This window comes from Sphingomonas aerophila, from assembly GCF_014199305.1.
Classification (GTDB): Bacteria; Pseudomonadota; Alphaproteobacteria; order Sphingomonadales; family Sphingomonadaceae; genus Sphingomonas; species Sphingomonas aerophila.
Genome location: NZ_JACIJK010000007.1, coordinates 32,159 through 46,516 on the forward strand (window position 1 = coordinate 32,159; position 14,358 = coordinate 46,516).

At 66.4% G+C, this 14,358-nt stretch carries 11 protein-coding genes; 1 reads left to right on the forward strand and 10 read right to left on the reverse strand.

Going from position 1 to position 14,358, the window contains the following annotated elements; all coding sequences use genetic code 11:
* Positions 1-86: 86 nt before the first annotated feature.
* The 6 genes from FHS94_RS11800 to FHS94_RS11825 form a co-directional block, all read right to left on the reverse strand.
* Positions 87-1,187: a potassium channel family protein gene (locus FHS94_RS11800; protein ID WP_246348591.1), complete on the reverse strand. Its 1,101-nt coding sequence runs from the start codon at positions 1,185-1,187 to the stop codon at positions 87-89.
* An 85-nt stretch (positions 1,188-1,272) separates the two neighbouring features.
* Complete coding sequence (locus tag FHS94_RS11805) at positions 1,273-1,662, reverse strand: hypothetical protein (protein WP_343055262.1); 390 nt, start codon at positions 1,660-1,662, stop codon at positions 1,273-1,275.
* Complete coding sequence (locus FHS94_RS11810; protein WP_184058076.1) at positions 1,653-1,934, reverse strand: I78 family peptidase inhibitor; 282 nt, start codon at positions 1,932-1,934, stop codon at positions 1,653-1,655. The genes FHS94_RS11805 and FHS94_RS11810 overlap by 10 nt, the downstream gene beginning before the upstream one ends.
* Positions 1,935-2,092: 158 nt before the next feature.
* Complete coding sequence (locus tag FHS94_RS11815; protein WP_184058079.1) at positions 2,093-3,490, reverse strand: methyl-accepting chemotaxis protein; 1,398 nt, start codon at positions 3,488-3,490, stop codon at positions 2,093-2,095.
* Between the two features lie 90 nt (positions 3,491-3,580).
* A complete protein-coding gene (locus FHS94_RS11820; RefSeq protein ID WP_184058081.1) occupies positions 3,581-3,928 on the reverse strand; it encodes a hypothetical protein in 348 nt (115 codons plus the stop codon).
* Positions 3,929-3,938: 10 nt separating this feature from the next.
* Positions 3,939-5,441 carry a L,D-transpeptidase family protein gene (locus FHS94_RS11825; RefSeq protein WP_184058083.1) on the reverse strand — a complete coding sequence of 501 codons (1,503 nt, stop codon included), beginning with the start codon at positions 5,439-5,441 and terminating at the stop codon, positions 3,939-3,941.
* Between the two features lie 267 nt (positions 5,442-5,708).
* Here FHS94_RS11825 and FHS94_RS11830 point away from each other — a divergent pair, with 267 nt between their 5' ends.
* A complete protein-coding gene (locus FHS94_RS11830; protein ID WP_184058085.1) occupies positions 5,709-6,659 on the forward strand; it encodes a DUF808 domain-containing protein in 951 nt (316 codons plus the stop codon).
* A gap of 454 nt (positions 6,660-7,113) precedes the next feature.
* Here FHS94_RS11830 and FHS94_RS11835 read toward each other — a convergent pair whose 3' ends face one another.
* From FHS94_RS11835 to FHS94_RS11850, 4 genes are all read right to left on the reverse strand, one after another.
* A complete protein-coding gene (locus FHS94_RS11835) occupies positions 7,114-10,308 on the reverse strand; it encodes an autotransporter outer membrane beta-barrel domain-containing protein (protein WP_184058087.1) in 3,195 nt (1,064 codons plus the stop codon).
* 77 nt (positions 10,309-10,385) lie between these two features.
* Complete coding sequence (locus tag FHS94_RS11840; protein WP_343055263.1) at positions 10,386-12,746, reverse strand: TonB-dependent receptor; 2,361 nt, start codon at positions 12,744-12,746, stop codon at positions 10,386-10,388.
* Positions 12,743-13,693 carry a FecR family protein gene (locus FHS94_RS11845; protein ID WP_221234738.1) on the reverse strand — a complete coding sequence of 317 codons (951 nt, stop codon included), beginning with the start codon at positions 13,691-13,693 and terminating at the stop codon, positions 12,743-12,745. The genes FHS94_RS11840 and FHS94_RS11845 overlap by 4 nt, the downstream gene beginning before the upstream one ends.
* 36 nt (positions 13,694-13,729) lie before the next feature.
* Positions 13,730-14,251, reverse strand: a complete 522-nt coding sequence (locus FHS94_RS11850) for an RNA polymerase sigma factor (RefSeq protein ID WP_184058089.1) — start codon at positions 14,249-14,251, stop codon at positions 13,730-13,732.
* Positions 14,252-14,358: the final 107 nt, after the last annotated feature.

Genomic DNA, 14,358 nt, shown 5'->3' on the forward strand with positions numbered 1-14,358 from the left:
CCTGTTGCTGGTCAGCATCGTACGGCTGATCCGGTTGCAGGTTCCGACTCTGCCCTGGGCAGGGCCTCAGCCAAGACAAGCGATCGTCAGGTTCCTGTGCCAGGATGTGACCGGGGGTGCCCGGCCTGGACCAGTTCGAGAACCCAATCGCCTGCCAGCAACCGGTCTGCACCCTGGTCGAATATCTCGATTGGTCGATCATCGCGATAAATGCGGACAATCTGGCCGTTGGCCGTCTCCCGCGGTGAACGGCCCACCTCCGCCGCCCGAACCGGCCGCTCGCGCAGTTCAACCTCGCCGACCCGGGTAACGAGATCGGTCATATAGTCCGCGACATGCGGTCCGGCGGTGCACTGGGCGAGCAACTGGCCGCCGAAGCTGACCGGATTGACAATGATGCTGGCGCCAGCGTCACGCGCCAGGGGTTCGTTCTCGATCGCGGCGATGGACACGGCAATACCGGCACGAGGGGCAAGGCGCCGGCACGTCAGGATCACCAGTACCGCGGTGTCGTCCCGGCCCGGGCAGATAATGATATTGCGCGCGGCATCGACCTTGGCCGTTTCGAGCACCCTGTTGTGGGTGGCATCGCCTTCCACGGTGGCGACGCCCAATTCCTCTGCCAAGCGCAACCGCTCAGGGTTGGGATCAACCACAACGATCCGCTCTGCCGCATGACCTCGCTCCAGTAGCTCACCCACCGCAGCCGAGCCGGAACGGCCATAGCCGCACACGATAACGTGATCCTTCAACTCATGCCTGATCAGGCCCATCCGCCACCGCTCCCATCCCTGTCGCAACATGAAGCTGTACGCGCTTCCCAGAAAGATGAGGAAGACGAAGATGCGGACCGGCGTCACCACAAAGGTGTCAAACATGCGGGCCGAGTTGCTGACCGGCACGATGTCGCCATAGCCCACTGTCGTTACGGTGATCACAGTGAAATAGACGATGTCGAGGAAGGTGACCGACCCGTCGGAATTGTCACGCAACCCGGCCCGCTCGATCCAGTGTCCGCCCAGTGCGATGCCAACCAGCATCAGCACCGCAAGCGCCCGAATGGCGAGCATTGCCAGCGGGCTAAGCCGCCCCGCGCGGTAGAATCGCGGTCGAACGTCCCTCGCCGTCGTCGGCGCTGCCATCCGTCCAGGCGTGAGCGCCCCTTTGGCCCGGGACGGGTCGCTCATCGGGTGCAAGCGCTGGCGGCGGCGAACATCGTGCTTACTTGCGAGACCTTATCGGTCCAATGCAAGACCGGCATTCACTGGTCGATCACAGGCCGCCCTGGAACTGGAACGTGAAACGGTAAGGGAGCGCCTTGCTGCTCTGTCCCGTCCGTGGTTCCGGCGTCGCCGCTATAAGCGTTAATTGCCCGTCGGCCACGTTGACGGGAGTGCCGAGTGTCAGGTCGATTTGCCTGGACCACAGGCCGCCCAGCACAGTCACCCTCACCACCAGCCGCCCGGCCCAGACGCACTGGGTATTGACCGGGCACCGGCTGTCCTCGATCACCCGGTCCGCCCGAACTCTTGGACCGCTGACCGCGGCGATCTGTCCCAGGCGGACCGGACCCTCTGTCGGGCGAACCGACGCGCAGCCGGCGAGGAGCAACAGGAGCGCTGGACAGGCTGCCGCCTTCACGACGGCACTGTTCAGCCGCACAGGGCGGAAACCACCCGGCTATCGGCCACCGTCACCGTGACCCGTTCGATGCGGTAGTCCTTGGTGGTCATGTCCCCGGGCGCGATGCGGCGAACGGTCGTGCCGCCGGCTCGGCGAAGGATGGTCGCGTCGTCCGGCGCCTCTCTCCCCACAAGCGTCGCAGCCGCATCCGCGTTGCAGGTTACCGCTCCCGCGCGCTCCATGGTTCCGGTCGACGCGCAGGCGCTCATGCCCAGAGTTGCGGCCAGCAAGCTCGCGTTTCGTACCTTCATCGCCCTTCGCACCTCATGATCACCGGCTCAGTATTAGCGGCTTCAACGTGAACGGTAGACGATGACGGGGTTGAACAGCCTTGGTCATGCGAGCTGTCAGGCAAGGGTTATTTCCGGCCCGATGCGGCCAGCCTGCGAACGGACGCCTGCTCGGGTGGCTAATCCTGGTTCTCATAAGCAAGTTGCAGGATGCCCCAATGCCGCCCTTCCACCCAGATGGAAGCGATCACCTGCTTCAGCAGCACAACACCGCCAGTGGTGAGCGGCCGGCGATAGGCCTTAAGGCAGAACGGCGTCTCCGTCCGTACTTGAATCGCCGTTTCCGGATAGTCGAAGATCATGCCGGCCCGCGAGTTCTCCGCGTTCCAGGCGGGGTCATTCGCCCGTTGCGGCTTCGATCGTTCCGGCATGGCAACCGCGCCGAAGCAGTTCCGGTCGGTCAGCGTCATGCCGAAGAAGCCGGGGAGCGTACGCGCGGCCTCCTGGTGAGGGCGCGACAGGCGGGTCAGCAACGACTGCGCAGGGTGGCTGAAAAGGGGCGGATCGCTAGCGAGAACCGGCGCGTATTGGTTGCTCAGGACCGCAGCGAGGCTGATCTCGCCTTTCCTGATTGCGGCGGACAAACCATCGCTGATCGACTGCGCGGCCTCCAGCCCGAAATCGATATAGGGCGAGTCCGGCATGTCCACCCTGCTTTCAGCCAGCAACTGGAGCATGCCGTTGGTGTCGTCGCTGACCAGCCGCACGCGGGTCGAAAGCCGCTCCAGCCCGGTCGCGTTCTCCGTGGAGGTGCTGGACAGGGCGACCAGCCCTTCGCGGACCTGGCTCTCCGCCTGCACCATCGAGTCCGCCCGTTCCGCCACGCTTTCGCTGGTTGCTGCCAGATCCTGCATCAGCAGGCCCAATCGGTCGACCAGCGCTTCGATACCCTTGGCGCTGCTATGGGCAGATCGCGCCTTTGCGACACCCTGGCCGACACGGTCCAGCATGCCTTCGGCCTCTCCTGTGAGGGCGGCAACGGAACGCTCGATGCTTTGCGTCGCGGTGGCCGTTTCATTGGCCAGTTTCTTCACCTCGCTTGCCACCACCGCAAAGCCGCGGCCCGCATCACCGGCCCGCGCGGCCTCAATCGTGGCGTTCAGGGCGAGAAGGTTGGTTTGCCGGGCGATGGCGTTGATGGTGGCCGTTACCCGGCTAACCTGGAGAAGCGCTTCGTTGAACGCTCCCAGCCCGTCATGAATCCGGCTTACCTGGCCGATCAGTTCAACCACGTCCCCGGCAGCGATGCCGATCTGCGCCGTCGAGTCCTCGATCACGGTTCGAGCCGCCGTTGTGCTGTTACGGGCGTCCACCGCTGCCACGGCCACGCTCTCCACGTCGCTGGAAAGAGACAGCGCCTCTGCCCCCACGCTCTCGATCGTCGCTGCCTGGGCCGTGACGCGTTGCGACAGGGCGGCGATGTCCGCCTGCAGGTCAAGCGTGCGGATGCCGAGTTCACCCGACATGCGCGCCGCTTGCTTGATCGTCTGTTCAATTGGCTGGGCGGCGGTTCTCATGCCTGCGGGGTAACCTGGACTGCCTAAGAAACGTTTAGGAAGATCCAGGCGATACGGTCACCGATCGTAAGTGCCACCGTTGAGCCGGCGTTACTTCGCCTCTATCTCTCCTGCGGCTTCGGTGTTCCCGGCAGACTGTTCCTCGCGTGAGGCGCGGGCCGTCATGCCGGTGGCGGAGGCGTCGTCCATCATCTGCTCGTCCGGGGCGGGCGCGATATCGGCCGGTATCTCTGCCGTCGCGTTCATGTCCGCGCTGCTGGTGTTCACGGCGCTGGGGGAGGGTGCTTCCGTGGGCACGCTCGTTGGCGTGGGTAACTCTTCCGGCGCCGTCATCACTTCGTTCTCGACCGGAGCCGGCTCAGGCTCCGACTTCGAACAAGCGCTTGTCGCCGCTGTTAGCAGCGCGAGGGTGGCAATGAGAGTATGTTTGCGAGTCATCAACATCTCCTTAGCGCGCCGCAACGGCCTGCCGAGCAGACCTGGCCTCGATCTTGCTCGCGAGCGTTCCGTCCCACTGGTAGGGGTCGTCGCGTAAGCTGACCTGCCCGCTGGGCGTGGCGAACGCCGTCCAATAGAACAGGTAAACGGAAATCGGTGAAGCCAGCTTTCCCCGCACGGTCTTACCTGCAGCCACGGTCGTATCGATCGCCTCCGGCGACCATTCGGGCGTGCCGGTCATCAACAGCTTCGCCAGCGCAGCCGGCTTTTCCAGGCGGACGCAGCCATGACTGGCGAGCCGGTCGAACCGCGCGAAGCCAGCCTGCGCCGGCGTGTCGTGCAGGTACACGGCGAAGGGGTTGTTGAAGTCGAACTTGTACCTGCCAAGCGCGCTGCGCTCCGACGATTGCTGGAGCCGCTTGCCGCCATCGCCCGTGTCGATGACGCGGAAGCCGTTGCGGGCCAGATAGCCGGGGTTGGCCCGTTCCTTGGGCCATAGTTCCTTGTTGGCGATGGTGGAGGGCACGTTCCAGGGCGGATTGAACACGATGCTGTGGATTTGCGAGGTGAGCATCGGAGTTTCGTCCCCCGGGCGTCCCGTGACGGCCTTCATTGACAGCACCGGCGCGTCACCGTCGAACACGGTCAGCACCGCCGCGGCGATGTTCACCTGTACGCGATCCTTCTGCAGTTCGGCGGGTAGCCAGCGCCAGCGTTCCAGATTGGCCTTGATCTGGCGAACCCGTGCTTCGACCGGCACATTCAACGCGGCGAGCGTCCCGGCGCCGACCAGTCCGGTCGGGTTGAGGCCGTAGCGGCGTTGGGCGCGACGAACGCCTTCCAGCAGGGCCGTGTCGAACCGATCACCTGTCGCCGCCACCTGGGGATCTTCGAGGCTGAGCCGCTTGCGAAGCGCCACAACGCCTGAACCGCTCGCCCCGAACTTGACCGCCGGTCCGGAGGCCAACGTTGCCCAGCCGCCCGCCGCGGCAATGGCCCGGTAGCGGGCAAGCCCAGCGACAAGCGCGTCATAACCGGCATAGGGTGGTGGCAGTGACGCGATCCATGCGGCAAGCCGGTCTTGCTTCACCGCGGCAATAAAACCGGGCAGGGGGTCGAACGGGGCCGGTCGCATCGCCCAGTTGCGCTGGAAATCCGCTTCGTCGAGGCGGCCCGCCCGAACCGCGTGGGCATGGTCCAGCGCCGCACGGACCAGGGCGTCATTGTCCAGCCCGTCGAGCGACACCGCCCGGCTGTCCCGAAGCCCCTGGGCGACCGCGTCCTTCTCGATCAGTTCAACAAGCTGCGTAGCCTGAGCAGGGGTCAGCGTCGGTAGCGCGACCTGCATAGGCGGCGGGACCATCCTGTCCGGCACGGGCGCTGGCGCGGTCGGGATCTGGACCTCCTGTGCCAGCGCCGGCGTGGCCGGAACGATTGCGGCCGCCACCAAGAAACGGGCGATGCTTCGGATTCCCAAACGGCCAGCCTTCTTTCGCGCAGGAATGATGTTCATGTCGTACTCGCTCAATTCACCATGCCTCATCTGGACCATGCTCCAAAGCCCGAACATGAACGACTGACGTAAACGGCCCACAGGACTCGGCGTGCAGCCCAAAGCACAGGCCCGCCAAGGTTGCCAATGCCGCGATGCGACCAGCACGGAGTGGAAGCGTGTGACAACATGTTTCCGGTCCAGTTCATGGCAGGTCCCATTCCGCATATCAGGTGCGCTGCCCAATGATACGGGCTAGCAGGCAACCTCCATCTGGAAGGAGAAATCATGCCCGGCGGGCTTGTAGCATTGCTCGACGACGTGGCGGCGCTCGCCAAACTTGCCGCCGCGTCGGTCGACGACGTCGCTGGCGCAGCCGGTCGCGCCGGCGCGAAGGCCGCGGGCGTCGTGGTCGACGACACTGCCGTGACGCCGCGCTATGTGGTAGGTCTTCCGCCCGAACGCGAACTCCCGATCATCAGCAAGATCGCGATCGGATCGCTCCGCAACAAATTGCTGTTCATCCTCCCCGTTGCGTTGGCGCTCAGCGCGCTCGCCCCTTGGGCGATAACGCCATTGCTGATGATCGGCGGGTCGTACCTCTGCTTTGAAGCCGCCGAAAAGATTTGGGAGGCGCTGAGCGGGGCCGATCATGCGGAGCAGGTGACGACCATCACCGATCCTGCCGAACTGGAAGCCCGCCAGGTGAGCGGCGCGGTGCGGACGGACTTCATCCTGTCGGCAGAGATCATGGCGATCGCACTTGCCGAACTGCCCGGCCTGTCCCTCCTGACGCGCGCTGCGGCGCTCGTGGCTGTCGCAGTGGCGATCACTGTCGGCGTTTACGGTGTTGTCGGGGTCATCGTGAAAATGGACGACATTGGACTTCACCTTAGTCGTCGTGAAAGCGCCTCCACACGCGCGATCGGGCGTACGCTCGTTCGCGGCATGCCAATACTCCTTACGGCCCTTTCTCACATCGGCGTTGGCGCCATGGTGTGGGTCGGAGGAGGTATCCTGCTGCACGGAATGGAGGCGTTCGGGATGCGAACGATACCGCATCTCGTTCATCAGCTTGCTGAAAAATGCGCTCACGCGGTGCCACTGGCAGGGGGCGCGATCGAGTGGCTTGTGACAGCCTTAGGCTCGGCGCTTATCGGCTTGTGTGTTGGCGGACTGATCGTGGCTGTCATTCACCTGCTGCCGAAGCGGGGCAGCAAGACGGAACAGCATGGCTGACCTAATAGACTAGGCGGGCCTTTCATTCGTCTCTCGAACGAAACGGCTTATCCTATGTTAGGAACCAGAGCGGGCGGGCATGTTTTGTTGATCGATGCCCGCTCCGAAACACAGTGTCACTGACACAGCCTCCTCCTTTCTCGCTTCTCACGGCCACCGGGCAGCGCAAAAGGTCGTCGATCAGATAATCCTGTGCATCCGCGAACACGACCTCGTCGGCGCGAAGAAGTGGGAAGAGGTCGGGCGGATCGTAGACCATTCGCTGGATCGCGAACTCCCGGAAGCGGGTAGAAAAAGGTCCGCGTAGCGGGGCGTCAGTGCGGATAGCCCGCCGGGCGCGCCTGCTCCGGTGCGAAGCCAGAGCAGGCGCGAGGTGGCACGCCCGCCAGGAGCAGGAATCCAATTGTTCCGACGCTCCCGCGAGCGTGCCTCGGCTTTGCCATCCCGCTGGTGATTACATCCCCACCTGCAGCGACACGCGCAGTGCCAGCGCAGCCCGGTTGTACCGCTCCTCGGCGCTGACCTCTCCACCAAGGCGGAACAGGTTGTTACCGCCGACCGCGCGGAGTCGGCCGACCCAGCCATCCGTGCGCGCCTCTGGCACCAGCGTGAATGCTTGCCCGCCCGCATACTGGCCGCGCGTGGTGCCCAGGCCCCCGCCAAGAATGGCGCGACGGCCGCCCTCCGCTTCGATGTGGAACCAGCCATATTCCTGCTCGCCGAACGCCAGGCCGACATTCATCGCCGCAGTGCCAGCGAACTCATCACTGACACGGCGCCCAACGGTCAGGTCGAACGCCTTGCCCCCGCCCGCCTCATCATGGGCGTCCTCCGTCAGGCGATACCAGTCCAGCGTGGCGATCGGACGGAAGGTGAGGTGGCCGACTGCACCCTCGTACGACACGCCGCCAGAAGCCGAGTAAAGCTTGCCGTCCCAATCTGCCCGCGAGGTGCGAGCAACGGGTTCGTTGCCGACCGCCCCCATGAAAGATCGCGAACTGTCGAGCTTCAGGTACGCGGCCGATGCGCGGGCGAAGGGGCGCAGGCCGCCCCATTCGCCCCGCCAGTAAGCGCCGACCTCGAACTGATCCACATCCACCTTGTTGGCGGTGCCATCGTCATCGACCTTGCTGCGAAGGTAGCCGAGCGACACGCCGAGCCCGCCGAGCTTGGTCTTGGCTTCCAAGCCGCCAGCGCCGCCGAAGCCGCTGACGTCATAACCGGCCGTGTCGCCGATCTTCTTGGTCGCGCTATAACCGACCGGGGACAGCCAATAGGCAAGCTTGCCCTTGCTGGCATAGGGCGCACCGCCGTCGGCCAGCATACGGGCGACCGCACGCGATCCCGACGTCACCGCCTCGAACACCCCGCCGGCATGGTCGGGCAGGAACTGCCGCACCGTCGCCCGGAAGGCCTCGCCATCGTTGATCGCGAGCACGGCGTTGCCGACTTTCTCGTCCTGGCCGAGCGCCGCATAGATCGCACCAAAGGGGGTCGCACCCGAGCGGTTCAGCCCCAACTGGACCGCGGTCTTGCGCTTGATGTCGAGCGCGATCTCGTTCGCCGGCGTGCCGGTGGCAAGGGCGCTGGTGTAAAGGAAGGGGAGAAGCACGTCGGTGGTGGACAGGTTCGATGCCCCGGTCAGGGTGCCCGCGCTGATCAGCGTGTAGCGACCCTCCGCATTCTTGATACCCGACAACGTCACCGCGATCTGTGCGCCCTTGTCGAAGATGGCGGAGCCGGCAACCTGGTATCGCGTGGCGGTTCGGGTTGCAGTATCCAGCGTCACGCCCAGTGCACCACGACTGCCGACGTAAAGCGATCCGATCGCCACCGGCCCCGTGCTGGTGACGTTCAGCAGGCCGCCAGTAACGGTCAATGCCAGTCCGCCCGCATTGGCCAGCGTGCCGCTGAAACGGGCCTGGTCGGACAGGAACATCGTGTCCGCTCCGCCGCCGAAGTCCAGGCCGCCGACGAATACGGAGTTGCCCGACAGTGCAACCGCATCGGCTCCCGACCCGAACGTCGCCTGGCCGGTGTAGCCGCTGCCCGCCAGGGTGAAGCTGTTGCGGCCCTGACCGAAGCGGACGTTGCCGGTGACTGTACCGCCCCGAACTTCGAGATTGTCATTGCCCGCGCCGAGCAGGATGTCGCCCTGGATCGCCGCGCCCGACACGGTCTGCCGGATCGTGGCGCCTGACGTGTTGGCGCCAAGATCGATCGCGACGTTTCGGGTGGATGAGGCGAGTGCCCCGGTAGCGGCAATGCCCCCGCTGTTCTCGATCAACGTCACCGTGCCCGAGCGGTCGATGATCGCGGTCGCGCTCCCGTCATTGCCGGCGGCCGTCGCCTTGATCGTGCCGCTGTTCCGGACGGTGGTGACACTGGCGCCAGCGTCGATCTGGAGCGCGGTGGCCTGGTTGCCGGCGCTGCCGCCGCCTGCGGCGTTCAGGGTGCCGGCGACACGAACTTCGGGCACGCTTGCGCCCGCCCCGATGCGAAGCGCCGTTGCGTTCGCACCCGTGGCCAGGGCCTGCACCGTGCCGTTGACAGCCAGGCCGCCAGCGATCGCCACCGCGCCGCCCTGACCGCCGATGACCAGACCGTTGCCCGCGACGCCGCGATAGGTGCCCTGGCCCGACACGCCGCCGTCGATGACGAGGCCGAAGCCCAGGCTGTTGCCGGCAATCGATTCCAGCGTGATCGCTCGCGTCGCCGCCCCGACCTGCACCGCTGCTGCCGAGCCATAGGATACAACCGCGGCGCTGCCCTCCTTGGCATCCTCGATGCTGTCCTTGTCATCGTCCGTGCTCTTGGAATCGGTGTCCCGCGGCGGAACCGCCAGGATAACGCCGCCGGTCACGTTGCCCGCGATGCTGAGCGCAGGGCCGCCCTGGAGCAGATCGTCGCCGTCCAGCTTGCTCACGTCTGTTGGCGGGGTCGTGCTGCGGTACCCTGTTGCTGCGATCGAGCCCTGCACGACTAGGGCTCCGGTGATGTCGCCCCCGATCGCCACCGCCGTTGCGTCCCGCCCGCGAGCGGTGACGCTGCCGGCAATCCGGACGGATCCGGCAACGTCGCCCGCCCGCACGCCCACCGAACGATCGCCAGTCACGCTGATCGTGCCATCCGTCGTCAGATTACCCGTGAGCCTGCCGCCGAGCGCGATGCCAGCGTCGTCGTTGCCCTCAACCGTGACCGCCCCGTTGTTGATGACGCTGCCCGTGAATGCACCCAGCGTTCGGATGCCAGCCCGGCCCGTGCCGGTTGCAAAGGGGCCGTCCAGGTCGCCGTCCTTGTCGGTGTCGACCGGTTCATAGCTTTCGTCGATCGTGATCTTGCCGGCCGCGGCGTTGGTGATCGTGCCAGCGCCGTTCGCGATGGCGGCGATCCCGGTCGCGTTGTCGGCATTGGTGACCTGGATCGTACCCTCGTTCGTCACCTTGTTGGCGCTGTCGAGCAGTACGGCTGTTCCGGCAGCGGGAGTTACTGAACCTGCCGAGGTGATGCGAACATCGTCGGGAGCGCCAGCCTTGGCGCTCGACGTCGCAATGGCGGTCGTGCGTTTGGTGTCGATCGTGGTCTGGGCGGCTGCGGTGGTGGCGATGACCAGCGCGGACAGGCCGGTCGAGGCGAGCAGAAGACGCATACGGACTTGAGTTCCCTTTTGACGCCGGTTTCTTCCCGGTCGTCAGTCAGGACGGTGCCAATCGCGTTCAGCCTTGGTCAGAAGCTTGTGTCGATGCCGATCCGCACCGTGCGGGGGCGCAAGGGGGTGATCTGGCCGGCGCTGCCGCTGACGAACGGCGTGCCGAGCGCGAAGCGGTTGCCGACCGCATCGGCGATATTGGTAACGCTCAACGTCACGCCCCAATGTCGCAGGCCCAGCCGCGCCGACATGCGGGTATCGAGGTAGTTGCCCTGCTCGGCACCCAGCACCGGGCCAACTCCCAGGCGTGACTTGCCCGTGTAGCGGGCCGAGGCGTCGAGGGAGATTCTCTGACCACCCGGCAGGGTCGCCTGATAGCTGACGGCGCCGCGCGCGACCGTGCCGGCTATGTTGGGGATTTGCGCAATGCGGCCGAGCGCGAAGGCGGCGACCAGCGCGGCGCTCGGGTCCGTGACCCTGCTGTCGTTGAGCGCCAGGCCCGCTTCCAGGCGCAGCCCCGGCACCGGTGCCACCCCGATCGCGGCCGCCAGGGAGTTGATGCGGCCATCGCCGATATTGGCCGTGCTGGGCAGCCCGCCGGCATCGAGGAAATCCGCCTGGATGTCCTGCCAGTCGGTGCGCGACACGCTGACGGACAGGTCGACTGGCGATCGGCCGGGCACCCCTTGCCGCAGCCCCGCCTCTAGTGTCCGCACTCGGTCACTCAGAAAGCGGCGAACAAACGGCCCCTCGATCGCGAGGCCACCGGGGCGGAACCCCTGTTGATAGCGGGCATACAAGGTCAGGTGGCGCAACGGCGTGGCGCTGACGGCGAGGGAGGGCAGTACGGACGTTTCCGTCCGCCCGGCCGTCACCGATGCGCGGGCAAGCGCGATCAGCGGCGCCACGTCCTCACCGGCCCCGGACAGCCGCGCATGGCTGACCCGCCCGCCCGCCGTGACGGTCAGGTCGCGCAGCACCTCAACCCCCATTTCACCGAATATCGTCCCTTCAGTGATGCGATTGGCCACGCCGGTTGCGGGCACCGATGCCCCCGGGCTCCCCAGCGCGCGGCTGAGAAGCGTGCGATTGTGGAGCAGGCTGAACCCGGCGACCCAGCTCCAGCCATTCGCCATGGGCCGCGACAGGCGGTTCTCCGTGGACCAGAAATCCGTCGAGTTGCGCTGGCGAAAAAGCTGGGGCGCCTCGTCAGGCTGGCTCGCGTCGTAGCGCTCCGTCAGCCGTTGGCGGACCACGCCGCTCGACGACACGAGGTCGAGATCGCCCAGTTGCCCGCGCACGATCAACTCGCCCAGCAGGTAATCCCCTTGATAGCCCTGGGCGATCCGGCTCTGCCGCGTCAGGCGCGGCGCATCTCGATCTGCATATTGGCTGTCATCCCCCCAGGTGCCTTGGCCGGTGATACCCAGGTCCACCGTCCAGCGGTCTATCGGGGCCAAACGGAGCTGCGCCCGGCCGCCTGCGACCCGCGACCGATTAATGTCTCGCTTGTCGCGCAAAGGGTCGTCGATGTAGCCGCCCTCGGTCAGGCCGTAGCCGACCAGGCGCAGCGCCGCGCGATCGGTCGCGATCGGCAGGTTCAGCACGCCGCCAAGATCCGCGCCGGGTTCGCCATGCCATGTGGCCGAGGCGCCTGCCGCCAACGCGCCCTCGGTCCTGTCGAGCGCCGGATCATTGCGCACCACGCGAACGATGCCGCCAAGCGAGCCTGCCCCGTAGAGCGTACCCTGGGGACCCTCCAGCACCTCTACCCGCGCCACATCGTACAGCCGCAGGTCCGGATCAGGCGCGTTATATGTAAGTCGAACGTCGCCAAGGTACTGGCCGACGGTCGCCTGGGTCGGTCCGGTGAAGCTCGAATCCGCGACGCCGCGGATGAACAGCTTGTTGCGTCCAGCACCGAGATGCGTCGACGACAGGGTGGCAAGGCGCGCGAGCAGGGCGTCGGTTCCGGTTTCGCCGCCCTCTGCCAGGGTTCTTCCGTCCACCATGCTGACCGTGGCGGGATAGCCCAGCAGCCCGGCATCGCGCTTGCTCGCGACCACAACGATGTCGTCGATCGGAGGCTCCGGAACGGCGGCATTTGATGTGGAGGGAGTGGCCGGCTGCCGAGGGCGCGGGGCTGTTAGCGGGATGAGCCGCCAGGCATCGGGACCTGCCGGTCTGGCCGTGGCCCTCGCGCTGCGGGCGAGGCGCCTTACCGCTTCCGCGGCGCTCATTCGGCCCCGCAATCCGGGCACGCGGCGGTGCCACAGCTCCGGGTCGGGCACGGCGATGCTGGTGCGGGTTTGCGCGCTCAGGATGGATACGGCTTGGGCGAGCGACCCCGGCGGCAGGACAATCTCGGTCGATTGCCCTGCTGCCGGGCTGGCCATCACGGCCGACCCGGCAAGTGCCGCGACGATGCGCGCCCTCACGGCCGGCCCACAAGCCTCCAGCGGTTATTCGTCCGTCGCAACGACACGCCGAGCAGTGCGGGCAGGCGCGACGCGACCGCGTCCTGGCCGCCGTCGAGGATCAAGACTCCACGAAAGGGGCGCCCGGCCACTACGGGGTCGGCCACCACTTCGACTCCAAGATTGCGGGACAGGTCGGCCGCTACTGCCGACAGCGGTGCCCCGTCATAGCTAAGCCGGTTGCGCTGCCACTCACCCACGGCTCCAATCTCGGTGGCACGGCGGACCGCCTGTCCAGAAGGGTCACGATGCATTGCCTGGCCGGCAGTCAATCTGGTGGCGGCGCCGGTCGGGTCGACCACTACCTCTCCCTCAGCCACGGCGACGTCCAGGCCATCGGCGATCCGAGTGATCTCAAAAGTGGTGCCAACGTCGACCACACGCGCGTTCCCGACGGTGACCTCGAACGGGTGAGAGGCATCGTGAGCCACGACGAACAATGCTTGTCCGCTTTCCAGCCGGACACGTCGCGGCTCTTCACGGTTCAGCGTTAAGCGCGTGGCACCATTGAGCGCGATGCGCGTGCCTTGTCCAAGGTCCACCGTGCGTCGCTCGCCCGCGGCTGTCGCGACGGCATACGGCTGTGGCGTGGGGCCGCGTAGCTCAAGGCCGACGGCTAGCGCCAGGGCTGCCGCAATCGCTCCGCCGCCGACCCATCGCGGCCAGGGCCGCGACCGCCGGGCAGCGGAGAGGGGCGTCGGAGCGGTCGGCTGGCTTGCGGCGGCGGGACTCGCCAGCAGCTCATCCAGATCGCGGTCCGCTGCGGCGGCGCGGTGATATGCGTCGGCATGGGCACCATCCGCCTCAAGCCAGGCGGCGAACGCCTCCCAAGCGTCGAAGTCGGGGGCACGCTGGCGGATGAGCCACGCGACGGCCGCGTCGTCGATCGAGTTCTCGGCTGGTGACATCACGCGCTCCTTGCCCATGTGACGGAGCCATGGTCGTCAAACCTCATCGAGCGACCTCCGATAGGCGATCATGGCGGCATAGGCACGCCGCAGGTCGCTTTCCACCGTACTCAGGCTCACGCCCAGGCGGGCGGCGATATCGCGCTGGGGCACATCCTCGACGCGGTGCAGCCGAAAGGTGGTCGCCGCTCGCTCCCCCAGGGCATCAAGCACCTGCTGCGCGCCCTGCAAGGCTTCCCGTGCCATCAAGCTGCGATCCGCCCCGGGTGTGTCCGACTGGCCGGGCAGGGTAGGGCTGGTCGTTTCGGTCCATTCCTGGTCGCGGCGCTTCGCCTGGTGACGGGCGCGGTAGCGATCGATCATCAGGTTGTTGGCGGCGCGGTATAGATAGGCGAGCGGCTGTCCCACCGGGCCGGCCTGTGTCCTGACGCGGAACCACAGCTCCTGCAACAGGTCCTCCGTCGCGTCGCCTGCGCCGTGCGCCTGAAGAAAGCGCAACAGCGCCGCTCGATTGGCGAGCAGCACGGCCTGGAGGCCGGATTCAGGAGTGTCGTCCATCGGTCGAATGCACGGATACGGCTCGCCTCTGGCCGGTCTTCCTAGGTTGGCTGCGTGGGCAGAGGGCCGCTAGCAGTTTCTGGCTATGGTGACCAGCCGCCGCCGGG